Origin of the sequence: Methyloversatilis sp. NSM2 (assembly GCF_038066675.1) — a bacterium.
Classification (GTDB): domain Bacteria; phylum Pseudomonadota; class Gammaproteobacteria; order Burkholderiales; family Rhodocyclaceae; genus Methyloversatilis; species Methyloversatilis discipulorum_A.
Window position 1 is genome coordinate 1 of record NZ_JBBUKV010000012.1, and the last position, 24653, is coordinate 24653.

The following is a 24653-nucleotide window of genomic DNA, read 5'->3' on the forward strand; positions in this document are numbered from 1 at the left end:
CCTTTGGCGTTCTCCGATCCGGCAAACCTTTTGACCCAACCGCTCACGGTGCTTGACTCGGATAACAGTATCTACAGAATCCAGACCAGCTCTCAGTCCTCTACCTGCATATCGATCACCCTCAGTTCGGTGCCGCCGGTCGGCTGCAGCCGGTAGCCGCCGCAGTGCGCACACGGGTCGCCGCGCTGGGCGATCTGCACGGTGAGGCTGCAGTCCATGCACCAGGCTTCGCCCGGCGGTTCGTCGATGTCTATCCGCGCGCCGTCGAGCAGCGTGCCTGGGGCGATGGCTTCGAGCGCGAAGCGCAGCGCGCGCGACTCGACGCCGGCCAGCTGGCCCGCCTCCAGCCGCAGATGCGTGACGCGGGCGAAACGCTCGCGTTCGGCGGTGCGTTCGACCAGCTGCAGGATGCCGCCGGCCAGACTGGCTTCATGCATGGGACACCTCCTGCAGGCCTGCCATCTCGTAGCGCACGCAGGGGTCGTAGGCCGCCATCAGCAGCGCGACACGGCGTGCGCACTCGGGCGCCGCCGGGTCCAGCTTTTCGAGTGCGGCCGCCACCGCACCGTCGGCATCGAAATTCCATTCGGTCGGCGCCAGCACGTGACAGGCGTCGATGCGCGCTTCGTCGCCGCGACCATCCAGCCGCACGTAGTGGACGAGCAGGCCGCGCGCCATCTCCGTCCAGGCCAGCCCCTCGCCCGGCGCCAGCGCGATACGGCCGCTGCGCAGGCGGCCTTCGCCGCCCGGCAGCGCGAGGCGCACCAGTTCGGCCAGCCGCGCCGCAAAGCGATCGGAGGCCGAGCGGGGCTGCGCGGCGTCGGCCAGACGCGTCCAGCAGCCGGTTTCGGCACAGGCACCGTCGATGCGCGGACGACGGGTGAAAGTGGGGTCCTGCGTCATCGCGGCGGCCAGTGCGCGCAGCGCCGTCTCACTGGCATGCACATGCAGCGCCGGCGCCGCGACGACCGGTGCATCGGCCAGCGCGGCGCTGTCGCGCAGGCCGCGGGCGAGCCAGGTCTGGCCCGCCTCGCGCCAGTCGGCAAAGGCCTGCTGCGGTGCGCGCTCGAAGGCAGCCAGCCAGCGTGCCGGTGCGACGCCGAGCAGATGGCGTTCGATCCAGTCCGGCATGCTGGCGGCACACGCGGCGTCGGGGCCGTCGGCGCGCAGCACGGGGCAGGCGGCCAGCGCGCGCGCTGCGTCGGCCGACGGCCCGGCCGTCAGCAGCGCCGGCCAGTCGAGCAGGACGCGGCGCAGGTGCTCGCGCAGCGTTTCGCCGCGCAAGGTGTCCGGCAGTGGCGCATCGACGCCGAGCGCGGTGTCGACCGCAGCCCGGGCACACAGCCGGTGCGCGTGGCTGCACAGGCTGAACACGGCGCCGAGCAGGTCGGGCAGCGATTGCGCCGGGCGACCGACAGCCAGCCGCGCCGCCCAGTCCGGACGCTGGCCGCTCAGCGCGGCCGGGCGCGGGGCACCCGGCTGAACGCGCAGCACACCGGCCAGTGCGTCGAGCGACATCATGGCGTGCGGCTCCGCCCGAACAGGAAGCCGCGGCGGGCCGGGCGTTCCGGCTGTTCCGCCGCGTCCTTCGCCACCTCGGGCAGCGGTTCGCGCAGTCGCGCGAGCACCGCCTGCGCGGTGGCGACGGCGGTGTCCTGCGACGCGAAATCGAACATCGGCGAAAACAGCGAACAGGCGTCGAAGGTGCCGATGGCGGCTTCGTGCGCGCCGATGAAGTCGAAGCGCTCGCGCCCGAGCGCCAGCCGGCGCGTGACGCCGACACGCCCGAGATCGTCCTCGCGCGCCAGCGGCAGACGCACCAGATTCATGAACCATGGCGTCACCAGCACGCCGCTGGCTGCCGCCGGCAGGTCGGGCTCCGACGGGCACAGCTCGAAACCCACCACCTCGACGCGCAGCGCCGCGTTCATGATCGGCAGCCCGGCCATGCGGGTGTCGGCGATCTGACGGAACAGCGCTTCGAGGGCGCTGATGCGGTAGGCGAGCATCGGGTCGGTGGTCATGTCGGTCGCTCAGGTGCGGTGAGGCGATCAACCTCAGTCGATCACCATGAACTGGTCGGCGTCACCGTCGCACTGCGGGCAGCGCCAGTGCGGCGGCAGGTCGGTGAATGCGGTGCCCGGCGCGATCTGCCACACCGGGTCGCCCTGCTGCGGGTCATACACCCACCAGCAGATCTTGCATTCGAGTTTCGCATTGTCCGGCAACTTGCCGGCATCGCCGAGATAGCTGCCTTCGAAGCGCACATTGGCCGACATGATCAGTCGCCTTCCACCCAGGCCAGCACTTCGGTCAGACGCTCGAATGAATCCTCCAGGTCTTCCTTCGCCGCCATCGCGACTTCCGGCAGCGCGGTCACCTCGACCGTGTTCAGAATGACCACGTCCTGCGAGTTGTAATAGACGACGCGCCAGGTGTTGGGCACGCGCGTGTTGGTGATGCGGCAGTTGCCGTAGCCGCGCGACAGGATGAGCACGCGGCCGGTGCCGAGGTGGTGGTCCATGAAACCGATGTCCTCGTTCGACATCGGCAGCAGCGTCAGATTCACCACATGCGCCGGCTTGCCCGGCTTCCAGCCGCGCCACTGGTCCTCGATCTCGGCCAGCAGCGCCGGCGCGTTCTGCACATTGGGCGGCAGCGCGCCCTGCCAGCGCGGCACGGTGAACCACAGATCGTCGGCAGCCGAGGTGCGCAGCACCTGCGGAATGGCGCCCACCTCTATCGTGTCGGACAGGACGCTGCCGTTGTCGCTGACGATGACGCGCCAGACGCCGGCGAACACCGACTCCTGCACCGCCACGTGGTGGGCGGCATCGCCTTCGGTGCGCACCTGTGCGCTGACCTCGCCCTCGCCCATGACCTGGTTGATCAGCTTCAGGTCTTCGGCCGGCAGCCGGGTCAGGTCGATGCTGCGGTTGCGGCCGTCGCCGCGGGTCGCGTCGAGGCAGGCCAGCACGTCACGCAGCGCCAGATGCGCCTGTTCGTGGCCAACCAGCTCTTCCGGCTCGGGCAGGACGGGCGGGCGGAAGGTTTCCATGCCCTGCGGCATGTTGATGTACTGCAGCGTTTCGTCTTCGACCTGGGTGCCGGGGCCGATGACGGCGACCGGAATGGGAAATGCGGGAAATTCTTTCACGTGCCGTACTCCGCTCAGTGACAGGAAGAATCAGATGCGCTGCCATTGCGCACCGGAATGCCGATGGTGGGTGCGCGCGACACAGGCATCGCCAGCGCTTCGGCGACGCGCTCGACATAGACATCCCAGTCGAGCATGCCGGACAGCACGGTGACGTACTGGCCGTCGCGCACGAACACCAGCGCAGGCCAGCGGATCGAGCCGTAGCGCTTGGCGATCGCGTCCTCGTGTTCGCGGGTGGCGACGCCGACGGCAAAGCGCTGCGCGAAGTGCTGGCGCAGTTCGGGCAGCACCACGGCGACGTCGAGCGCTTCCGGGAAGCGCACCGGGTCGCCGGCCAGCAGGATGACGCGGTCGCCACCACCGGCCGCCCAGTCGGCGACGTTGTCGGCGGTGAGCCAGGTCGCGCCGTGCGCGCTGACCAGGCGGTCGACCAGCGGCGACACAAGGGCCGGCGCGGCGACCGGCAGTGTGACGACCGCTTCGGATGATGCGGCTTCGATGCTCATGCGATTTCTCCCTGCGTGTTGTCCTGCGTGTCCGCACGGGCGCCGGACAGCGCCCGCAGTTGTTCAGTGCTCATCGCCGACGGCAGCGCGAAGGCGGCGTCGCCGTCACCCGCCTCGCCCTGCATGACGGATTCGATCAGGTCCAGCGTGGCGTCGACCTCGCGCGCCCGCTCGACCGAAATGCGTTCCTGTGCGCTGTCGAGAAACACCAGCAGCCATTCACCGATCGCCACGTCGCCGACCAGCGCCGTGCGCACGCGACGCAGGCCGAGACGGCCCACGCACTGGGCGTAGCCTGCCTCCTGCGCCATCACCTGCATCGGGATGCCGAGACACATGCTCAGCCCTCCAAAGACGGGAAGAAACGTGCATCGCCGCTGCGACAGGCCAGCTCTTCCGGCGGACGTTCGCCTTCGTAGCGCGTCAGTTCGAGCTCGGCGAAGGTGATGCACTCGCGCTCGGTCAGCGGCGTGGTGCGCGGCACCGGCCGCGCGCCCCAGCGGCGCAGCGTGTCCAGGCCGAGCACCAGCGCGTCGTCCATCGCCCGGCGCACCGACGGCCGCAGGCTGCCGCCGTAGTCCTCCAGCTCTTCCGGCTGGCAACCGATCAGCAGCACTTCGCGCGGGTACTGGCCGGTCAGCTGGGCCAGCATCAGCACCTCCTGGAAACCGGTCTGGTGCAGGCTCATCTTTTTCGCGCCCATGAAACGCGGCACGTCGTCGTTGGCGATGCACTTGAGCGTGCCCGGCTCGAGGCCGTAGTCGATGGCGTCGAAGATGAGCAGGCAGTCGGCCGCCTGCACGTGCTGCACGAGGTAGAGCCCCTGCGTGCCACCGTCGATCAGCTGCACCTCCGGGGCGTCGCCGGCGCCTTCGTCGAACTCGACACGCTGCTGCAGCGCTTCGACGCAGCGCACGCCGAAACCTTCGTCGGCCCACAGCACATTGCCGATGCCGAGCACGACGATGCTGTCACGGGGTGGGTGACAGCTGCATCCGGACGGATTCGGGTTCATGGTCGGACCTTCCTTCGGAAAAAATCAGTGAGCGCCGCGCGGAAGCGTGGCGTGAGGCGTGGCGCGCAGCGCCTTCCAGGCGTGGAAGCTGTCCCAGGCGGACTGCAGCGCCAGCCAGAAGGCGGCGTCCGTGCCGAACAGCAGGGCGCAGCGGATGGCGGTGTCGGGCGTCATCGCGCGCTGGCCGTGCACGATCTCGTGCAGACGGCGGCGCGACATGCCGAGCGCGCGGGCGGCTTCGCTCTGCGACATGCCGAGCGGTTCGAGGAAATTGCGCGAAAGAAATCGTCCCGGATGCCACGGCGCACGCACCGGAATGCCGGCGGGTACGCGTTGCAGGGGTGACAGTCCGGGACGCAAGGGGTGCACAACGAGCCTTCTTTCGCGTGAGGAGGCGGTGGGCATGTCCGCCGCTGCGGTGCTGACTGCAAGCGAAGTGGCGGCGGACATGGCGTCAGTCCTTGAAGGTGCGGTGGCCGGAAATCATCGTGCTCACGACGCTTGAGCGACCCATGATGTCTTCGCGGATGGCCGCATAGACATGCAGGATGATGAACACGATGAGCGCCCACATGCCGAGGTGGTGCCAGGTATGCACGTCCTGCGACTGGCCCATCAGCGGGATGACCCAGCCGAACAGCCGCTCCTGCCACGAGCCCATCTGTGCGCCTTCGCCGTACAGCGCGAAGCCGGTCAGGATCATGAACACGGTGAGCAGCAGGTAGCCGAAGAACATCGCGAAGCGCGCCAGCGGGTTGTGACCCACGTAGCGGCCGGGCCGCGGGCTCATGAAGGCGTACCACTTCAGCATGCCGAACACCTCGACCCAGTAGGCCTTGGTCAGCAGCGGCACCCAGTACAGTTCGCGTGCGTGGTGATTGCCGACGATGGCCCAGTAGGTGCGGCCGAGCAGACCGACTGCCAGCACGTAGCCGGCAGCGAAGTGGGCGAAGCGGATGTAGCCCATCAGGTAGTTGGCACTGGCCTCGCCCGGCTGCGTCGGCAGCGGCGAGCCGATGAAGTAGCCGGTCAGCGCGAGCACCGTGATCGCCAGCGCGTTGATCCAGTGCCACACGCGCACCGGCGCCTCATACACATAGACCGACTTGATCGAGCGGCCGTGGGCAACCGCCCCCTCGTCGATGCCGGTGGCGTGGGACAGCTTTTCAGTAGTTGCGGACATCTGTCGTCTCCCGCGGTTGGGTGCTTCAGATGCGCGACGCGAACATGAACAGGCCGGCGGCACCGACACCTGCCGCCTGCACGCGCCAGACCCAGGCCGGCACGCGGGCCAGCCAGCTGCCGGCGACCAGACCGGCGGCGTGCAGCAGCGCCGAGCCGAGCACGAAGCCGGTGGCGTAAGCGGCGAAGGATGAACCCGCCGCCCATTCGGCGCCGTGCGCCACCCCGTGCAGCGCACCGGCGGCAGCGACCAGTGCGAAGCCGGCGACTGCCGGCAGCTGGCGGCGCGCCAGCAGCAGCACGCCGAACAGTGCGACGCTGAGCGCGACACCGGCTTCGATGTAGACGCCGGCGCCCGTCTGCACACCGATGAAGGCACCGGCCAGCAGCGCGAGCAGGAAGAAGGCCGGGCCGGCCAGGCGTTGCGCAGCGGGCAGCACGGCGGCCGACCAGACGCCGACGGCGATCATCGCCAGCAGGTGATCGGCACCGGCGAAGGGATGCGCCAGACCGGCCGCAAGGCCGTGTGCGCCGTGACCTTCATGCGCCTGTGCGACACCGGCTGCCAGCGCCAGGGCGGCCGCGACGGAGGCGCGGCGAACGAGGGACGTATTCATGTTTCCTCCTGATTTCGTTATGTCGTGGGCGCGCTTCAGCGCACCTTCACCGTGGTCAGTTCCTGGCCGTCCTCGCTCATCACGTGGGTCGAGCAGGCGAGGCAGGGGTCGAACGAGTGCAGCGTGCGCAGGATTTCGACCGGCTGTTCCGGATTCACCATCGGCGTGTTCATCAGGCTGGCCTCGAAGGCGCCGATCTGGCCCTTGGTGTCACGCGGGCTGCCGTTCCAGGTGGTCGGCACGACGCACTGGTAGTTCTCGATGCGGCCGTCCTTGATGCGGATCCAGTGGCCCAGCATGCCGCGCGGCGCGGCGACGGTGCCGACGCCCTTGGCTTCCTTCGGCCAGGTCTTCGGGTCCCACTTCTCGACGTTGGCGGTACTGGTGTCGCCCGCCTTGATGTTGCCGATCAGCTGCTTGAAGTCGTCCATCATCATTTCGGCGGCGTACTGGCTTTCCAGTGCGCGCGCCAGCGTGCGGCCAATGGTGGTGGGCAGCAGCTGCTTGGCGCTGAAGCTCGTCTCCGGCAGGCCGAGCGCCTTCGGGATGGCGCTGTTGATCGCCACCGCCGACTCGTCGATCTGCTGCTTCACGCGCTGGCACCACTTGTTGCCCTTGGCGGCGTGCGCGTAGCCGAGGATGTAGCGCGACAGCGGACCGACCTCGACCGCGTGCCCGCGCCAGCGCGGCGACTTGATCCACGAGTACTTGGCGCTCTCGTCGATTTCCTCGATGTTGGTACGGCTGCCCTTGGTCTTGTCGCCGAGCACGTAGTTCGGTTCGGTCACGCCGTCCCACGGGTGCAGACCCTTGGATTCGTCGGCGTACTTGTACCAGCTGTGATTGACGAACTCCTGCACCTGCTCCGGGTCACGCGGGTCGATTTCGTGGATCTCGTCCCAGTTGCCATTGAGGATGACGCCGCCCGGCAGCTGATGCGTGCTGTGGTCATACGGCACCTTCTCGTAGGTGCCGTAGTCAGCCACGTTGGTCGCCGCCAGACCGCCGCCATACAGCCAGCCGGCCTGCTTGTAGATCGTGCCGATGGCGAGTACGTCCGGGATGTAGACGTTGTTGTTGAAATCGATCATTTCCTTGATGCGCGCCTCGACGAAGTTCAGGCGCTCCATCGTGATCGGCGCACCGACGGCGCCGTCGCCGTCGATGTTGATGGCGCACGGCACGCCACCGACCAGGTAGTTCGGGTGCGGGTTCTTGCCGCCGAAGATGGTGTGTACCTTGACCCATTCCTTCTGCAGGTCGAGCGCTTCGAGGTAGTGGGTGACCGCCATCAGGTTGGCTTCCGGCGGCAGCACATAGGCCTTGCTGCCCCAGTAGCCGTTCATGAAGGGGCCGAGCTGGCCGCTCTCGACGAACTTCTTCAGCCGGTTCTGGATGTCACGGAAATAGCCGGGCGAGGACAGCGGGTGAGACGGCGACACCAGCTGCTGCAGTTCGCTGGTCTTCTTCGGATCGGCCTTCAGCGCCGACACGACGTCGACCCAGTCGAGCGCGTGCAGGTGGTAGAAGTGCACCGCGTGGTCATGCACCTGCAGCGTCTTCGCCATCATTTCGCGGATCAGGTGCGCGTTCAGCGGAATCTTGATGCCGAGCGCGTCTTCCACCGCGCGCACCGAGGTCAGCGCGTGACAGCCGGTACAGACGCCGCAGATGCGCTCGACGAAGGCCCAGGCGTCGCGCGGGTCGCGACCCTTCAGGATGACTTCGAGGCCGCGCCACATGGTGCCGGTCGACACTGCGTTGCGGATGACGTTGTTGCTGTCGACATTCACCTCGCATCGCATGTGACCTTCGATGCGGGTGACCGGGTCGACGACGATGCGCCGGCCCGAGTTGTCCATGTTGAAACCCTGTGTTTCGTAAGCACCCATCTTCGTATCCTTTGCTGGAGCAGGGACTGCCCTCATCGACGCCAGCCCTCAGCGCTGGCGCGGGGGCAGGGTTCGCGATCAGTGATCGACCGTCGTCGTCGAGCCGTTGTCGTGCTTGTGCGAGGCGCGCTTGATCGCCGACACCGCGGCGTGCGCCACGGCGGCCGCACCGACCACGCCGGCAGCCGTCGCGCCGACCTGGTCGGCGTTGGCTTCGATGCCGAACTGGTGGATGTCGGTCAGGCGGTCGTAGAACGAACCCTTGTCCCAGAAGCCGTCTTCCGAGCAGCCGATACAGCCGTGGCCGGCCTGGATCGGGAAGCTCGTGCCTTCGTTCCAGCGCACGGTGGAGCAGGCGTTGTAGGTGGTCGGGCCCTTGCAGCCGACCTTGTAGAGGCAGTAGCCCTTGCGCGCGGACTCATCGTCCCAGGCCTCGACGAACTGGCCGGCGTCGAAGTGCGGACGGCGGTAGCACTTGTCGTGGATGCGCTGGCTGTAGAACATCTTCGGCCGGCCCTGGCGGTCCAGCTCGGGGATGCGGTCGAAGGTGAGCATGTAGGTGATGACGCCGGTCATCACCTCGGCGATCGGCGGACAGCCCGGCACCTTGATGATGGGCTTGTCGAAGATGACCTTGTGCACCGGGGTGGCCTGCGTCGGATTCGGCTTGGCCGCCTGCACGCAACCCCAGCTGGCACAGGAACCCCAGGAAATGATGGCCTTGGCGTCCTTGGCCACGTGCTTGAGCTGGTCGATGAAGGGCTTGCCGCCGATGATGCAGCTCATGCCATCCTGGTTCAGCGGCGGGTTGCCCTCGACCGCCAGGATGTAGTTGCCCTTGTACTTGGTCATGATCTCTTCGAGGATCGCTTCGGCCTGGTGCCCTGCGGCGGCCATCAGCGTGTCGTCGTAGTCGAGCGAGATCATCGACAGCACCACGTCCTTCGCCAGCGGGTGGGCCGAGCGGATGAAGGATTCGGAACAGCAGGTGCATTCCAGACCGTGCAGCCACAGCACCGGGGTGCGCGGCTTGGTTTCCATCGCGTGGGCGATCTGCGGCACGAAGGCCGGGCCGAGGCCGAGCGAGGTGGCGGTCAACGAACAGTACTTAAGGAAACTGCGGCGCGAGATGCCCTGCCGGCGCATCACCTCATAGAAGGTTTCCATCCTGGTCTCTCTCCTGTGCTTCTTGTTGTCTGGGGCCCCTCGCCTGCGCCGCACGCCATGTTTCCGGCGAGCCGTGTGCTCACGGACCTCGAAACACCTCGGACGAACCGTCGATTCGCACGGGTGGGTGGTGGCTACTAACAAGTTGCGGGCCAGTCGACTTTTCGGCGCCGCAGCAAAAATATTGATGCAGATCAAGGCATTGATCTGCATCGGAAAAGATATGCGCAGTGAAGTTGAGGCGGAGGGGCGTCGACGGACGGTGGTGCAAGCACATCTGCCGGTTTCCGCCTGTATCCGGCAAGCGCGCTTCCACCGGGCGCTCCACCGTGGGAGCGGCCTTGGCCGCGACAGGGCCATTGCCGTCCGCCGGCTTCGCTTCAGGCCGCCGTCGGAGTCAGAAGACCCTCCCACAGAATCCATGCCGGGGCCTCACAGCGGAAACCCGACATACCGGCAAGCTGCCTCAGTGGATTAGAATCCCGACCCTCCGAACGGACCCGTCCGCCCGGAACACCCGCAGGTTCTGTCCAGCCGCCGCCACAAGCGGGGGTGCAAATCTGTCGTCTACCCCACTGAAACGGAGAGATCACCGTGTCCGGCCTTCTGCCCAATGTCGATCCCGAGGGACTGCTCGAATATTCGGTCGTCTACACCGACCGTGCGCTGAACCACATGTCTGTCGCCTTCCAGGGCGTCATGAAAGATATTTCGCGCGTTCTGAAGCAGGTCTACAACGCCAAGTCGGCCGTCGTCGTGCCGGGTAGCGGCACCTTCGGCATGGAAGCCGTGGCGCGCCAGTTCGCCACCGACCAGAAGGTGATGGTGATCCGCAACGGCTGGTTCAGCTTCCGCTGGACGCAGATCTTCGACATGGGCCGCATCCCGTCTGAACAGATCGTGCTGAAGGCGCGCCAGCCGGAGCCGGGTTCGCAGAAGGCGTTCGCGCCGGCGCCGGTCAAGGAAGTGGTCGCCGCCATCCTCGAACAGAAGCCCGCCGTGGTGTTCGCGCCGCAGGTCGAAACCTCGGCCGGCATGCTGCTGCCGGACGACTACCTGCGGGAAGTCGCCGCCGCGGTGCGCGAGGTCGATGGCCTGTTCGTGGTCGATGCCATCGCCGCCGGCACGCTGTGGGTGGACATGGGTGCGCTCGGCATCGACATCGTCGTGTCGGCCCCGCAGAAAGGCTGGAGCGGTTCGCCCTGCGCCGGTCTGGTCATGCTGGGCGAACGCGCCCGTGCGCGCATCGACAGCACCACGAGCACCAGCTACGCCGCCGACCTGAAGAAGTGGCTGCAGATCATGGAAGCCTACGAGAATGGCGGCCACGCCTATCACGCGACGCTGCCGACCGACGCGCTGACCAAGCTGCGCGACGTGATGCTGGAAACCGAGCGCTACGGCTTCGACAAGGTGAAGGCCAACCAGATCGAACTGGGCCGCCAGATCCGCGCGCTGCTGGAAGCCAAGGGCTTCGACAGCGTCGCCGCCGAAGGCTTCAAGGCCCCCTGCGTGGTGGTGAGCTACACCAGCGATCCGGATATCCAGTCGGGCAAGAAGTTCACCGCCCAGGGCCTGCAGATCGCCGCCGGCGTGCCGCTGCAGGTGGACGAACCGGCCGACTTCCGCACCTTCCGCGTTGGCCTGTTCGGCCTCGACAAGCTGCAGAACGTCGAGCGCACCGTGCAGAACTTCAAGGCGGCGCTGGACAAGGTCACCGGCTGAGAATCCGGCCGCAGGCAAGGTCGGGTTGCGTGAAAGGGGTCTTCTGACCCCGACAGCAGCCTGCATCGAGGCCTGCGGACCGCAGCGGCTGCGTCGCGGCCAAGGCCGCTCCCACAGAGGCGGGCGCCAGACTCGCGGTCGGTGGCCGGAGCCGGGTTTTTCTGTGGGAGGGGTCTTCTGACCCCGACTGCGGCCTGTATCGAAGCCTGCGGACTGCAGTGGCTGCGTCGCGGCCAAGGCCGCTCCCACAGGGATCGCGCACAATCGGCGGCGGGAGCCGGGATTCGTGGGAGCGAGCTTGCTCGCGATTGCGGCCTGAAACGAAGTCTGCGGCGAGCCAAAGCCGCATCGCGAGCAAGCTCGCTCCCACACAAGCACTTCCGGGTTGCGGCGACTGACGGGCCTCAGCCGGACAGGGGCGGAAGGTCCGCTCCGGTGCCGGCCGCACACACCTGCATCGCCAGCCCCGGCGCGCGGGAAAGCTGATCCTGCACGTGCTGCTGGCCGTGGTCGATCAGGAAACGTTCGAATTCCTCGCCGATGCGGGTGAGCTGGCGCGACGCCAGCCGGATCACATACCACTCCCGCTCGATCGGATTGCCGGCCACCGGCAGTAGCGCCAGTTCGCCGGACTCGAGCTCGTGCCGGCAGATGTGCTGCGACATGAAGGCGAGGCCGAAGCCGGCGGCGCACATCTGCTTGATCGCCTCGTTGCTCGACAACTCGGAACCGATGCGCAGTGACAGATCCGCCTCGCGGAACAGCTGTTCCAGCGTGGTGCGGGTGCCGGAGCCGCGTTCGCGCACCAGCAGGTCTTCCTTCGCCAGGTCACGCAGCGTCAGCCGCTTGCGCGCCATCAGCGGGTGCGTCGGCGCGGCGACGAAGGCCATGGTGTGACGGGCAAAGGGCGTCGCCACCGTCTTCAGATCCTTCGGCGGCCGGCCCATGATGACCAGATCGACCTCCTGCGTGGTCAGCAGGCGCACGATCTCGTCGCGGTTGCCCACCTTGAGCTTCACCTCGACATTCGGCTGTTCGCGTGCGAACACCACCAGCATGCGCGGAACCAGGTACTCGGCGGTGGTGACCACGCCGATGCGCAGCCGGCGCGACACGACGCCGCGATAGGCGGCCATCTCGTCGCCCACCTCGCGCCACAGGTCGAGAATGCGCGCCGCGTAATCGGCCATCAGCGCGCCGGCGCCGGTCAGCCGGATGCCGCGGCCCTCTCGTTCCAGCAGCGGCGTGCCGGCCGACTCTTCGAGCAGCTTGAGCTGTATCGACACCGCCGGCTGGGTCAGGTGGATTTCGCTGGCCGCGCGCGACACGCTGCCCAGACGGGCGACCGCGTGCAGCGCTGAGAGCTGGCGTAGCGTGGCGTTCTTGAGCATGGGCAATCTCCTGCGGGCCGGAAAGGGACATCCGGACCATTACAAGTTGCGCGCCAGCCTGGTCACGAGGCCGCAGGGACCGGCCTCATGATTGCCAAGTCATTGATAAACAAAAACTGATGTATGCAGTGACGCGCCGCCGCAGCGCCCCCTTCCGGCAGCGCGCATTGCAGCCGGAGCGCCGCACCGCAAGCGGCGCTTGCAGCGTGCGCGACCGATGCGGCAACGCAGCATCCACTTTCCGGCCTCCGCTGAACATAAGCCTAACTTAATCGAACAAGGAAAAAAACAAACTTTTCTTATCCATGCCCCTTCCCCAGACTGGATTCAAAGCCGGGCTCCCACCGGCCAACGACCGCATCCAACAGGAGGAAGACATGGGCGACATGAACACGCCGCAGCAGATCACCGACGCCAAGAAACGCTACTCGGCCGGCGTCCTGAAATACGCGCAGATGGGTTACTGGGACGGCGACTATGTGCCGAAGGACACGGACATCCTGGCGCTGTTCCGCATCACGCCGCAGGACGGCGTGGACCCGATCGAAGCGGCCGCGGCGGTGGCCGGCGAATCGAGCACCGCGACCTGGACCGTGGTGTGGACCGACCGCCTGACCGCCTGCGACATGTATCGCGCCAAGGCCTACCGCGTCGATCCGGTGCCCAACACGCCGGGCCAGTACTTCTGTTACGTCGCCTACGACCTGTCGCTGTTCGAGGAAGGGTCGATCGCCAACGTGACCGCGTCGATCATCGGCAACGTGTTCTCGTTCAAGCCGCTGAAGGCGGCCCGCCTCGAGGACATGAAATTCCCGGTGTCCTACGTGAAAACCTTCGCCGGCCCGCCGACCGGCATCGTGGTCGAGCGCGAGCGCCTGGACAAGTTCGGCCGCCCGCTGCTGGGCGCCACCACCAAGCCCAAGCTGGGCCTCAGCGGCCGCAACTACGGTCGCGTGGTCTACGAAGGCCTGAAGGGCGGTCTCGATTTCATGAAGGACGACGAGAACATCAACTCGCAGCCCTTCATGCACTGGCGCGACCGCTTCCTGTTCGTGATGGACGCGGTGAACAAGGCCTCCGCCGCCACCGGCGAGGTGAAGGGCAGTTACCTCAACGTCACCGCCGGCACGATGGAAGAGATGTACCGCCGCGCCGAATTCGCCAAGGAACTGGGCTCGGTCATCATCATGATCGACCTCGTGGTGGGCTGGACCGCCATCCAGTCGATGTCGAACTGGTGCCGCCAGAACGACATGGTGCTGCACATGCACCGCGCCGGTCACGGCACCTATACGCGGCAGAAGAACCACGGCGTCAGCTTCCGCGTGATCGCCAAGTGGCTGCGCCTGGCCGGCGTCGACCACCTGCACACCGGCACCGCCGTCGGCAAGCTTGAAGGCGACCCGCTCACCGTGCAGGGCTACTACAACGTGTGCCGCGACACCCACACCAAGGTCGACCTGCCGCGCGGCATCTTCTTCGACCAGGACTGGGGCGCGCTGCGCAAGGTGATGCCGGTGGCGTCCGGCGGCATCCACGCCGGCCAGATGCACCAGCTGCTGGACCTGTTCGGCGATGACGTGGTGCTGCAGTTCGGCGGCGGCACGATCGGCCATCCGCAGGGCATCCAGGCCGGCGCCACCGCCAACCGCGTGGCGCTGGAAGCGATGGTGCTGGCGCGCAACGAAGGCCGCGACATCAAGGCCGAAGGCCCGCAGATCCTGCGCGACGCCGCCAAGTGGTGCACGCCGCTCGCGGCCGCCCTCGATACCTGGGGCGACATCACCTTCAACTACACCTCGACCGACACCTCGGACTTCGTGCCGACACCGTCCGTCGTCTGACCCACTTCACTCCTGTGGGAGCGAGCTTGCTCGCGATTCCGGCCTCGAATCGCCGCCGGAAGATTGATGCCGAAGGCATAGAGAGCAGAGCGCGCTCCCACAGAACCGCTACGTCACCGCATTCAGGAGAACCACCATGCGCATCACCCAAGGCACCTTTTCCTTCCTGCCCGACCTGACCGACGCGCAGATCCGCGCCCAGGTCGAGTACTGCCTGGCCAATGGCTGGGCGATCGGCATCGAGTACACCGACGATCCGCATCCGCGCAACACCTTCTGGGACATGTTCGGCAATCCCATGTTCGACGTGCATGACGCGGCGGCGATCATGATGGAAGTGAAGGCCTGCCGCGACACCTTCCCGCAGCGCTACATCCGCGTCACGGCCTTCGACTCGACGCACGGCACCGAGTCGGTCGTGCTGTCCTTCATCGTCAATCGTCCGGACGCCGAGCCGGGCTTCCGCCTCGTCCGCACCGAAGAGCCGGGCCGCACGCTGCGCTACTCGATCGAGAGCTACGCCGTGCAGGCACACCCGGAAGGCGCGCGCTACTGAGCGCCGCTGCACGCATCCGCAGAGCCACGGAGGACCGCTGCCTTGCGGCTCTCGCGGACCCGCACTTCTTGAGTTGAGAGGCAGACACCATGGACACCGCCACCCTCGCCCCCGCCGGCGACCACCTCGAAACGGCCAGCTCGCCGCGTTCGATGTTCGCCTCGTCCGGCGTGCAGGCGCTGCTCGAACAGCTCGACGCCGAGCTGGTCGGGCTGGCGCCGGTCAAGGGCCGCATCCGCGACATCGCGGCGCTGCTGCTGATAGACCGGCTGCGCGCGCAGCAGGGCCTGCAGTCGCAGCCGCCGTCGCTGCACATGTGCTTCACCGGCAACCCGGGCACCGGCAAGACCACGGTCGCGCTGCGCATGGCCGAGGTGCTGCGCCAGCTCGGCTACGTGCGCAAGGGCCACCTGGTGGCGGTGACGCGCGACGACCTGGTCGGCCAGTTCATCGGCCACACCGCGCCCAAGACCAAGGAAGTGATCAAGAAGGCGATGGGCGGCGTGCTGTTCATCGACGAGGCCTACTACCTGTACCGGCCGGAGAACGAGCGCGACTACGGCCAGGAGGCGATCGAAATCCTGCTGCAGGTGATGGAGAACCACCGCGACGACCTGGTGGTGATCCTCGCCGGTTACCGCGACCGCATGGACACCTTCTTCTCCAGCAACCCCGGCATGGCCTCCCGCATCGCACACCACATCGACTTCCCGGACTACAGCGAGGACGAGCTGATGCGCATCGCCGAGCTGATGCTGTCCGGCCTGAACTACCGCTTCGACGGCGACGCGCACGAGGCCTTCGCGCGCTACGTGCGGCTGCGCCGCCAGCAGCCCCACTTCGCGAATGCGCGTTCGGTGCGCAACGCGCTCGACCGCATCCGCCTGCGCCACGCCACCCGGCTGTTCGACCTCGATGCGGCGCCGACGCGCGACGCGCTGTGCACGCTGGAAGCCGGCGACGTGCTGGCCAGCCGCGTGTTCGCGGCCAACGGAAAGGACGACTTCCATGCGTCTTGATGCCCTCATCTTCGACGTCGACGGCACGCTGGCCGACACCGAAGAAGCCCACCGCACCGCCTTCAACCTCGCCTTCGAACAGCTCGGCACCGGCTGGAAGTGGTCGCGCACCGATTACCGCCGCCTGCTGTCGACCACCGGCGGCAAGGAACGCATCGCGCGCCACATCGCCTCGCTCGACCTGACCGACGGCGAGCGCGCCGAGCTCATCGCGCGCATTCCGCACATGCACGCGGCCAAGACCCGTTTCTACAGCGCGGTGGTGCGCGACGGCGCGGTGCCGCTGCGGCCGGGCATCGCGCGCCTGCTCGACGAAGCTGCCACGACCGGCTGCCGGCTGGCCATCGCCAGCACCACCACCGCGGTGAATATCGACGCGCTGCTGCACGCCACGCTGGGCACGCGCGCGCTCGAGCTGTTCGGCGTCATCGCCTGCGGCGACCAGGTGGCCGCGAAGAAACCGGCGCCCGACATCTACCTGCTGGCGCTGCAGCACCTCGGCGTGCGCGCCGACCACGCCATCGCCTTCGAGGACTCCGCCAACGGCCTGCGCGCCGCGACGGCGGCCGGCCTGTGGACCGTGGTCACGCCCACCTTCTGGACCGAGGACCACAACTTCGACGACGCCGGACTGGTGCTGCCGCAGCTGGGCGACCCGGCGACGCCCCTGGCCGGCGAACCGGGCGGCCGCCTGCGCGAGTGCGCCTGGCTGTCCTTCGCCGAACTGAGCAGCCTGCGCGAAGAGGCGCTGTCATGAGCGTGCGCATCGCCCCCAGCCTGCTGTCGGCCGACTTTGCACGGCTGGGCGAAGAGGTCACGGCCGTCATCGAAGCCGGCGCCGACCTCATCCATTTCGACGTGATGGACAACCACTACGTGCCCAATCTGACGGTCGGGCCGCTGGTCTGTCAGGCGATCCGTACTTATGCCACGGTGCCGATCGACGTGCACCTGATGGTGAAGCCGGTCGATGCGCTGATCCCGATGTTCGCCGAGGCCGGCGCCTCGATCATTTCCTTTCACCCGGAAGCAAGCGAGCACATCGACCGCACCGTGCAGCTCATCCGCAGCCACGGCGTGAAGGCCGGGCTGGTGCTGAATCCGGCGACGCCGCTCAACGTGCTCGACCACGTGCTGGAACAGCTGGACCTCGTGCTGCTGATGTCGGTGAACCCCGGTTTCGGCGGCCAGCGCTTCATCGAGTCCGCACTGCCCAAGATCGAGGCGGTGCGCCGCCGTATCGACGACTGCGGCCGCGACATCTGGCTCGAGGTCGATGGCGGCGTCAATGCCGACAACGCCGCCCGTGTAGCCGCGGCCGGCGCCGACACGCTGGTCGCCGGCTCCGCCGTATTCACCGGCGGCCGCTACGCCGATTCCATCCGCACGCTGCGTGAGCGCGCCCTCGCCGGCCGCGCGCAGATCTCCGCACACGAGTCCTCCCATGCCTGACAAGAACATCCCCGACCTGAGCCGCATTCACGCCATCGCCTTCGACCTCGACGGCACGCTGGTCGACAGTGCCGCCGACATCTGGCACGCGCTGAACTTCGGCCTGTCGCAGGCCGGCCTGCCCAATGTCGACCTCGTCACCGTGCGTGGCTGGATAGGCGGCGGGCCGGACAAGCTGATCTCGCGCGCGATCGACCACCTCGGCCTCGCACACAGCGACGGCACGCTGCACGCACGGCTGCGCGCCGACTTCGACCGCGCCACGCTGGAGGCGCCGCTCGATCACGGCATGGTCTATGACGGCATCGAGGAAATGGTCGAAGGCCTGTATGCGATCTGCCCGCTGGTGGTGGTGACCAACAAGCCGACGCCGCTGGCGCGCGCGGTGCTCGCCGCCGCCGGCCTGCTGCCTTTCATGTCTTCGGTCTACGGCGGCGACCGCAGCGAACTGCTCAAGCCCTCGCCGGCCATGCTCGACGCCGCTGCCGCACGTCTCGCGGTGAAACCGGCGCAGCTGCTGATGGTCGGCGACAGCTCGGCCGACCTGCTGGCCGCACAGGCCGCCGGCTGCCCGGTCGCGCTGGTCGGCTGGGGCTACGGCACGGCGGGCGGTCACCACGCCAGCGCACCCGGCGTCACCCCATGGCCTGTCGGCTCACCGTCGCAACTGCTCGCGCAGATGAGCGCGCGCTTCGAGGAAGAGACCGAATAGCGCCCGATACGCACCCGGCATACCGGCGCAGCGCCGCACAGACGGCGCGCGCATCCACGCATTCACATCAAGGGAGGAGAGTCTCATGCCCACAGGCGGACGCACCACGCTGGTCCAGTACCTGATCGAAGAACGCCGCCGTCACCCCGAGGCGACCGGCGATCTGAACGCGCTCATCACCGACGTCGCGCTCGCCTGCAAGGCGATCTCGCGCAAGGTGGCCTTCGGCGGCCTGGCCGGCGTTCTTGGCTCGGCCGGCAGCGGCAATGTGCAGGGCGAGGAACAGAAGACGCTGGACGTGCTCAGCAACCAGATCTTCCTGCGCGCCAACGAATGGGGCGGCCACGTCGCCGCGATGGCGTCGGAGGAGCTGGACGACATCTCGCTGCCGCCGGGCCAGTACCCGCGCGGCAAGTACCTGCTCGCCTTCGATCCGCTGGACGGCTCGTCCAACATCGACGTGAACGTGTCGGTCGGCAGCATCTTCTCGATCACCCGCGCGCCCGACCCGGCGCGCGAGGCGACCGCCGCCGACTTCCTGCAGCCGGGCCGCGAACAGGTGTGCGCCGGCTACGCGATCTACGGCCCGTCCACCATGCTGGTGCTGACGCTGGGCAGCGGCACGCACGCCTTCACGCTGGACCCGGTGCTCGGCGAATGGGTGCTCAGTCACCCGAACCTGTCGGTGCCGCGCAGCACCCGAGAGTTCGCGATCAACGCGTCGAACAGTCGCTTCTGGGAGCCGGCGGTGCGCCGCTATGTCGACGAGTGCCTGGCCGGCCGCACCGGCCCGCGCGAAGCCGATTTCAACATGCGCTGGATCGCCTCGCTGGTGGCCGAGACGCACCGCATCCTGATGCGCGGCGGCGTCTTCCTCTACCCGAAAGACAACAAGGATCCGGCCAAGCCCGGCCGCCTGCGCCTGCTCTACGAAGCCAGCCCGATCGCCTTCCTGATCGAACAGGCCGGCGGCATGGCCAGCACCGGCCGCAGCCGGCTGATGGACGTGCAGCCGGACGCGCTGCACCAGCGCATCGGCTTCGTGTTCGGCTCGGCCGACGAGGTCGAACGCATCGAGGCCTACCACCGCGAACCGCCGGCCGACACCTTCCAGTCGCCGCTGTTCGGCAAGCGCGGCCTGTTCGCCGACATCGTCTGAACGCACACCCGATTCCGCACCCTTCCGCGAGGTCTTCCATGTCCGCGAAACACCCCATCGTCGCCATCACCGGTTCGTCCGGTGCCGGTACCTCGTCGGTCACCCGCACCTTCGAGAACATCTTCCGCCGCGAGAACGTGTCGGCCGCCATCATCGAGGGCGACAGCTACCACCGCTACGACCGCGCCGAAATGAAGAAGGCCATGGCCGAGGCAGAGGCTGGCGGCCGTCCGCACTTCAGCCACTTCGGCGAGGACGCCAACCTGTTCGCCGAGCTCGAACAGCTGTTCCGCGACTATTCGGAAAGCGGCAGCGGCCGCAGCCGCAAATACCTGCACAACGACGAGGAGGCCGCGCCCTACCAGCAGCCGGCCGGCACCTTCACGCCGTGGGAACCGCTGCCCGACAGCGAACTGCTTTTCTACGAGGGCCTGCACGGCGGCGTGAAGACAGAACATGTTGATGTATCCCGGTACGCCGATCTGCTGATCGGCGTGGTGCCTGTCATCAACCTCGAGTGGATCCAGAAGATCCACCGGGACCGCAGCACCCGCGGCTATTCCACCGAAGCCGTGACCGACGTCATCCTGCGCCGCATGCACGACTACGTGCATTACATCTGTCCGCAGTTCACCCGCACCCACATCAACTTCCAGCGCGTGCCGGTGGTGGATACCAGCGACCCCTTCATCGCGCGGACGATTCCGACCGCCGACGAAAGTCTGGTGGTGATCCGCTTCGCCAATCCGCGCGGCTTCGACTTCCCCTACCTGCTCAGCATGCTGCACGACTCCTTCATGTCGCGTGCCAACACGCTGGTGGTGCCGGGCGGAAAGATGGAGCTGGCGATGCAGCTCATCTTCACGCCGATGATCCTGCGCCTGATCGAACGCCGCCGTCAGCTGCGCGCCGCCTGACAGATTCCGAGGACTTCCCATGAACGACGCGAACCTCTTTCTCCGCACGCAATGCGCCAACGCGATCCGGGCGCTGGCGATGGACGCCGTGCAGGCCGCCAACTCCGGTCACCCGGGCATGCCGATGGGCATGGCCGACATCGCCGAGGCGCTGTGGCGCCACCACCTGAAGCACGATCCGGCCGACCCGCAGTGGCCCGACCGCGACCGCTTCGTGCTGTCCAACGGCCACGGCTCGATGCTGCTGTACGCGCTGCTGCACCTCACCGGCTATGACCTGCCGATGGACGAACTGCGCCGCTTCCGCCAGCTGCATTCGCGCACGCCGGGCCACCCGGAGGTCGACATCACACCGGGTGTGGAAACCACCACTGGCCCGCTCGGCCAGGGCATCGCCAACGCGGTCGGCATGGCACTCGCCGAGAAGCTGCTCGCCGCCGAATTCAACCGGCCGGGCCACGCGGTGATCGATCACCGCACCTGGGCCTTCGTCGGCGACGGCTGCCTGATGGAAGGCATCAGCCACGAAGTGTGTTCGCTGGCCGGCACCTGGAAGCTGAACAAGCTGGTCGTGTTCTATGACGACAATGGCATTTCCATCGACGGCGACGTGAGTGGCTGGTTCACCGACGACACGCCGGCGCGCTTCGAGTCCTACGGCTGGACGGTCATCCGCAACGTCGATGGCCACAGCCCGGTCGCGCTCGACGCGGCGATCGAAACCGCGCTCGGCAGCGACAGGCCGGTGCTCGTGTGCTGCGAAACGCGCATCGGCCAGGGCTCGCCCAACCGCGCCGGCACCGCCAAGGCGCACGGCGAGGCGCTGGGCGAGGCCGAGATTGCGCTCACCCGCGAAGCGCTGGGCTGGACCGCGGCGCCATTCGAGATTCCGGCCGCGCTGCAGGCTGCGTGGTCGGCGCGCGAACGCGGCGCCGCGGCGCACCGCAGCTGGCAGCAGCGCGTCGACAACTACGCCAAGGCCTTCCCCGAACTGGCGGCCGAGCTGCGCCGCCGTCTGAAAAGCGACGCCACGCTGTCATCCGACGCGCTGCGCGCGCTCGAAGCCGCCTGCGACGCGGCCGAAGTGCGCGCCGCATCGGTTGCCACGCGCAAGGCCTCGCAGGACACGCTGCACATCATCGCGCCGGCGATGCCGGAACTGCTCGGCGGCTCGGCCGACCTGACCGGCTCCAACCTGACCGACTGGAAGGGCAACCGCCCGCTCAAGGGCGACGGCACCGGCAACCACGTGCATTACGGCGTGCGCGAATTCGGCATGGCGGCGGTGATGAATGGCGTGGCGCTGCACGGTGGCTACCGGCCCTACGGCGGCACCTTCCTCACCTTCTCCGACTACGCGCGCAACGCCATACGCATGTCGGCGCTGATGCATCTGCCGGTCACCTATGTATTCACGCACGACTCGATCGGCCTCGGCGAGGACGGCCCGACCCACCAGCCGGTCGAGCACGCGGCCAGCCTGCGGCTGATTCCGAACGTCGACGTGTGGCGGCCGTGCGACGCCACCGAAACCGCGGTCGCCTGGCGCGAGGCGCTGCGCCGCGGTGCCAGCGCACAGCCCGGTCCGGCCTGTCTGCTGCTGTCGCGCCAGGCGCTGCCACACGCCGGTGACGGCAGTGTGCGCATCGACGATATCGCGCGCGGCGGCTATGTGCTGCGCCATCCGCGCGACGAACAGGTGTGCCTGATCGCCACCGGCTCCGAGGTCGGCATCGCGCTGCTCGCGGCCGAGCTGCTGGCGGCCGACGGCATCGCCGCGCGCGTGGTGTCCATGCCCTGCGTCGAAGCCTTCGAGCGGCAGGACGCGCGCTGGCGTGAGGAGGTGATTCCGCGCCGGCTGCCGCGACTGGCGATCGAAGCGGGCTGCACCGCGCACTGGTGGAAATACGTCGGCGAAGCCGGCGTCAGCGGCGACGTCGTCGGCCTCGACCGCTTCGGCGAATCGGCGCCGGCCGGCCTGCTGTTCAAGCACTTCGGCATCACGCCGGAAGCGGTGGCCGCACGCGCACGCGCGCTGGTGGCGGCGCACGGTGCGGCGCATGCCGAGCGCGAAGCACTGACGGCCGGCTGATCATGACGCCGACCCGCATCGCCATCGACGGCGGCGGCCTGCTCGCCGCCAGCGTGCTGCGCGCGCTGGCCGGCCGCGACGATTTCGAACTGGTCGCGCTGAACGCGCCACCCGGCAGCAGCGACGCCGATGCCCAGGTCGGGGGTGCCGACGTGGGGTGTGCCGACTTCGTGCGACTGCGCGAACGCGACACCCGCCGCCTGCCGTGGAAGCGGCACGCGGTAGACATCGTGCTCGACTGCACCGGCGGCGACGCACGGGCGCACCTGCAGGCCGGCGCGCGCAAGGTACTGAGCTGCGCGCCGGCCGGGGCCGCGGTCGATGCGACGGTCGTCTATGGCATCAACCATGGCGCGCTGCGCGACAGCCATCTGCGCGTGCACAGCGCCTGCCGCGCGACGCACGGCATCGCGCCGGTGGCGCGCGTGCTGCACAACGCGCTCGGCATTTCGAACGCGATGCTGACCGCCGTGCACAGCCGGCCGCACGACGCCGATCCGGGTGAGGGTGCGCTGCCACAACGCACCGGCGCGGCCGAACACCTGCACCGCGTGCTGCCGGAGCTGGACCACTGCTTCGACGAAACCGAACCGATGCGCATCCCCGGCGTTCATGCGTCGCTGGTCGGCATGGTGTTCGTCGCCGAACGCGCCAGCTCGGTCGAGGAAGTGAACAGCCTGATGCAGGCCGCCGCCTTCGGCGACTGGGCCGACATCGTGCGCTACGGCGACACGCCCTTCACCACCGCACTGTCCGACCGCGACACCCGCTCCTGCATCTTCGAATCCGGCTGGACCCAGGTGTCCGGCCGCGTCGTCAAGGTGTGCGCCGGCTACCGCGGCGACCTCGGCTACGCCCACCGCGTGGTCGACACCGCCCGCGCCATGGACCGCCCCCCCAGCCCCTGATCCCCAGCCCCTAGCCCCTAGCCCCTGAAGGAAAAACCATGCCCATGATTTCCCTGCGCCAGCTGCTCGACCACGCCGCCGAACACGGCTACGGCGTGCCCGCGTTCAACATCAACAACCTGGAGCAGATCCAGGCCATCATGCAGGCGGCGCAGAAAGTCAATGCGCCCGTCATCCTGCAGGCCTCGGCCGGCGCCCGGAAGTACGCCGGCGAGCCCTTCCTGCGCAAGATGGTCGAAGCGGCGGCCGAAATGTATCCGGACATCCCGGTCGTCATGCACCAGGACCACGGCGCCAGCGCCGCAGTGTGTGTGCAAGCCATCCGCTCCGGTTTCACCAGCGTCATGATGGACGGCTCGCTGATGGAAGACGCGAAGACGCCCGCCAGCTACGAGTACAACGTCGACGTGACCCGCCGCGTGGTCGACATCGCGCACGCGGTCGGTGTGTCGGTCGAGGGCGAACTGGGCTGCCTCGGCTCGCTCGAATCCGGCACCGCCGGCGAGGAGGACGGTGTCGGCGCCGCCGGCGTGCTGACGCACGAACAGATGCTGACCGACCCGGAACAGGCGGCCGACTTCGTCGCCGCCACCGGCGTCGACGCGCTGGCCATCGCCATCGGCACCAGCCACGGCGCCTACAAGTTCTCGCGCAAGCCGACCGGCGACATCCTTGCCATCGACCGCATCAAGGCCATCCACGCGCGCATCCCGAACACCCACCTGGTGATGCACGGCTCGAGCAGCGTGCCGCAGGACTGGCTGGGCATCATCCGCGAGCACGGCGGCGACATCCGCGAAACCTATGGCGTGCCGGTCGAGGAAATCCAGGAAGGCATCCGCCACGGCGTGCGCAAGGTGAATATCGACACCGACATCCGGCTGGCGATGACCGGTGCCATGCGCCGCGCGATGGCGAAGGACCCGTCCGAGTTCGACCCGCGCAAGTTCATGAAGGACGCCATGACCGCCGCCCGCGACCTCTGCATAGAACGCTTCGAAGCCTTCGGCTGCGCCGGCATGGCCGGCCGCATCGTGCTGCGCAAGGCGGCCTGAGCAGCGCGAAAACACACCCTCGTAGGAGCGGCCCTCTGACCTCGACCGCGGCCCCCGAGTGGCAGACAGCGCTTGATCACAGGCCGCGTCGGGGTCGGAAGACCCCTCCCACAGAACCCCGGTCCAGGCTCGGGCCGCGGGTCGAGAGCACGCTCCCTGTAGGAGCGGTCTTCTGACCGCGACCGCGGCGCCTGAGCGGCAGACAGCGCTTGATCACAGGCCGCGTCGGGGTCGGAAGACCCCTCCCACAGAACCCCGGTCCAGGCTCGGGCCGCGGGTCGAGA

General features: G+C 68.0%; 26 protein-coding genes. 12 read left to right on the top strand and 14 right to left on the bottom strand.

The window, feature by feature from the left end; all coding sequences use genetic code 11:
* Positions 1–92 precede the first annotated feature (92 nt).
* The 13 genes from hypA to WJU27_RS16770 all read right to left on the bottom strand — a co-directional run bounded on the left by hypA (position 93) and on the right by WJU27_RS16770 (position 9539).
* Entirely contained in the window at positions 93–437 is a 345-nt protein-coding gene (gene hypA / locus WJU27_RS16710; RefSeq protein WP_341422815.1) for a hydrogenase maturation nickel metallochaperone HypA, read from the bottom strand.
* Positions 430–1521 carry a hydrogenase formation protein gene (locus WJU27_RS16715; RefSeq protein ID WP_341422816.1) on the bottom strand — a complete coding sequence of 364 codons (1092 nt, stop codon included), beginning with the start codon at positions 1519–1521 and terminating at the stop codon, positions 430–432. The genes hypA and WJU27_RS16715 overlap by 8 nt, the downstream gene beginning before the upstream one ends.
* Entirely contained in the window at positions 1518–2024 is a 507-nt protein-coding gene (hybE, locus tag WJU27_RS16720) for a [NiFe]-hydrogenase assembly chaperone HybE (RefSeq protein ID WP_341422817.1), read from the bottom strand. Before hybE ends, WJU27_RS16715 begins: the two co-directional genes overlap by 4 nt.
* Positions 2025–2057: 33 nt before the next feature.
* Positions 2058–2279 (bottom strand): rubredoxin, encoded by a 222-nt coding sequence (locus WJU27_RS16725; RefSeq protein WP_020162830.1) that lies wholly within the window; start codon positions 2277–2279, stop codon positions 2058–2060.
* A 2-nt stretch (positions 2280–2281) separates the two neighbouring features.
* Positions 2282–3157, bottom strand: coding sequence for a hydrogenase expression/formation protein (locus WJU27_RS16730; protein WP_341422818.1), 876 nt, complete (start codon positions 3155–3157; stop codon positions 2282–2284).
* Between the two features lie 14 nt (positions 3158–3171).
* Positions 3172–3666 (bottom strand): hydrogenase, encoded by a 495-nt coding sequence (locus WJU27_RS16735; protein WP_341422819.1) that lies wholly within the window; start codon positions 3664–3666, stop codon positions 3172–3174.
* Positions 3663–4004 (bottom strand): HypC/HybG/HupF family hydrogenase formation chaperone, encoded by a 342-nt coding sequence (locus WJU27_RS16740; protein ID WP_341422820.1) that lies wholly within the window; start codon positions 4002–4004, stop codon positions 3663–3665. Before WJU27_RS16740 ends, WJU27_RS16735 begins: the two co-directional genes overlap by 4 nt.
* Before the next feature lie 2 nt (positions 4005–4006).
* Positions 4007–4681 carry a HyaD/HybD family hydrogenase maturation endopeptidase gene (locus WJU27_RS16745; RefSeq protein ID WP_341422821.1) on the bottom strand — a complete coding sequence of 225 codons (675 nt, stop codon included), beginning with the start codon at positions 4679–4681 and terminating at the stop codon, positions 4007–4009.
* A gap of 24 nt (positions 4682–4705) precedes the next feature.
* Complete coding sequence (locus WJU27_RS16750) at positions 4706–5131, bottom strand: HigA family addiction module antitoxin (protein WP_341422822.1); 426 nt, start codon at positions 5129–5131, stop codon at positions 4706–4708.
* Positions 5132–5135: 4 nt separating this feature from the next.
* Positions 5136–5864 (bottom strand): Ni/Fe-hydrogenase, b-type cytochrome subunit, encoded by a 729-nt coding sequence (cybH, locus tag WJU27_RS16755; RefSeq protein ID WP_341422823.1) that lies wholly within the window; start codon positions 5862–5864, stop codon positions 5136–5138.
* Positions 5865–5889: 25 nt separating this feature from the next.
* The gene (locus WJU27_RS16760) at positions 5890–6480 is read right to left on the bottom strand and encodes a HupE/UreJ family protein (RefSeq protein WP_341422824.1); all 591 of its coding nucleotides are present in this window, start codon (positions 6478–6480) and stop codon (positions 5890–5892) included.
* 35 nt (positions 6481–6515) lie between these two features.
* Positions 6516–8372 carry a nickel-dependent hydrogenase large subunit gene (locus WJU27_RS16765; RefSeq protein WP_341422825.1) on the bottom strand — a complete coding sequence of 619 codons (1857 nt, stop codon included), beginning with the start codon at positions 8370–8372 and terminating at the stop codon, positions 6516–6518.
* 78 nt (positions 8373–8450) lie between these two features.
* Complete coding sequence (locus WJU27_RS16770) at positions 8451–9539, bottom strand: hydrogenase small subunit (RefSeq protein WP_019916030.1); 1089 nt, start codon at positions 9537–9539, stop codon at positions 8451–8453.
* Between the two features lie 594 nt (positions 9540–10133).
* Here WJU27_RS16770 and WJU27_RS16775 point away from each other — a divergent pair.
* The gene (locus WJU27_RS16775; protein ID WP_341422826.1) at positions 10134–11264 is read left to right on the top strand and encodes an aminotransferase class V-fold PLP-dependent enzyme; all 1131 of its coding nucleotides are present in this window, start codon (positions 10134–10136) and stop codon (positions 11262–11264) included.
* A 404-nt stretch (positions 11265–11668) separates the two neighbouring features.
* Here WJU27_RS16775 and WJU27_RS16780 read toward each other — a convergent pair whose 3' ends face one another.
* On the bottom strand, positions 11669–12655 hold the full coding sequence (locus tag WJU27_RS16780; protein WP_296813391.1) for a LysR family transcriptional regulator: 987 nt from the start codon (positions 12653–12655) through the stop codon (positions 11669–11671).
* Positions 12656–13032: 377 nt separating this feature from the next.
* Between WJU27_RS16780 and WJU27_RS16785 the strand changes: the two genes are divergently transcribed.
* From WJU27_RS16785 to fba, 11 genes are all read left to right on the top strand, one after another.
* Positions 13033–14499, top strand: coding sequence for a form I ribulose bisphosphate carboxylase large subunit (locus WJU27_RS16785; protein WP_020162819.1), 1467 nt, complete (start codon positions 13033–13035; stop codon positions 14497–14499).
* 136 nt (positions 14500–14635) lie between these two features.
* Positions 14636–15055, top strand: coding sequence for a ribulose bisphosphate carboxylase small subunit (locus tag WJU27_RS16790; protein ID WP_020162818.1), 420 nt, complete (start codon positions 14636–14638; stop codon positions 15053–15055).
* A gap of 89 nt (positions 15056–15144) precedes the next feature.
* Complete coding sequence (gene cbbX / locus WJU27_RS16795) at positions 15145–16074, top strand: CbbX protein (protein ID WP_020162817.1); 930 nt, start codon at positions 15145–15147, stop codon at positions 16072–16074.
* On the top strand, positions 16064–16831 hold the full coding sequence (locus WJU27_RS16800) for an HAD-IA family hydrolase (RefSeq protein WP_341422827.1): 768 nt from the start codon (positions 16064–16066) through the stop codon (positions 16829–16831). Before cbbX ends, WJU27_RS16800 begins: the two co-directional genes overlap by 11 nt.
* A complete protein-coding gene (gene rpe, locus WJU27_RS16805; protein WP_341422828.1) occupies positions 16828–17526 on the top strand; it encodes a ribulose-phosphate 3-epimerase in 699 nt (232 codons plus the stop codon). Before WJU27_RS16800 ends, rpe begins: the two co-directional genes overlap by 4 nt.
* Entirely contained in the window at positions 17519–18238 is a 720-nt protein-coding gene (locus WJU27_RS16810; protein ID WP_341422829.1) for an HAD-IA family hydrolase, read from the top strand. Before rpe ends, WJU27_RS16810 begins: the two co-directional genes overlap by 8 nt.
* 85 nt (positions 18239–18323) lie before the next feature.
* Positions 18324–19397 carry a class 1 fructose-bisphosphatase gene (locus WJU27_RS16815; RefSeq protein ID WP_341422830.1) on the top strand — a complete coding sequence of 358 codons (1074 nt, stop codon included), beginning with the start codon at positions 18324–18326 and terminating at the stop codon, positions 19395–19397.
* Positions 19398–19435: 38 nt separating this feature from the next.
* Positions 19436–20314, top strand: a complete 879-nt coding sequence (locus WJU27_RS16820) for a phosphoribulokinase (RefSeq protein WP_020162812.1) — start codon at positions 19436–19438, stop codon at positions 20312–20314.
* A gap of 19 nt (positions 20315–20333) precedes the next feature.
* The gene (tkt, locus tag WJU27_RS16825) at positions 20334–22406 is read left to right on the top strand and encodes a transketolase (RefSeq protein WP_341422831.1); all 2073 of its coding nucleotides are present in this window, start codon (positions 20334–20336) and stop codon (positions 22404–22406) included.
* Between the two features lie 2 nt (positions 22407–22408).
* A complete protein-coding gene (locus WJU27_RS16830; RefSeq protein WP_341422832.1) occupies positions 22409–23314 on the top strand; it encodes an aldehyde dehydrogenase in 906 nt (301 codons plus the stop codon).
* A gap of 38 nt (positions 23315–23352) precedes the next feature.
* Positions 23353–24369: a class II fructose-bisphosphate aldolase gene (gene fba / locus WJU27_RS16835; RefSeq protein ID WP_024300718.1), complete on the top strand. Its 1017-nt coding sequence runs from the start codon at positions 23353–23355 to the stop codon at positions 24367–24369.
* Positions 24370–24653 lie beyond the last annotated feature (284 nt).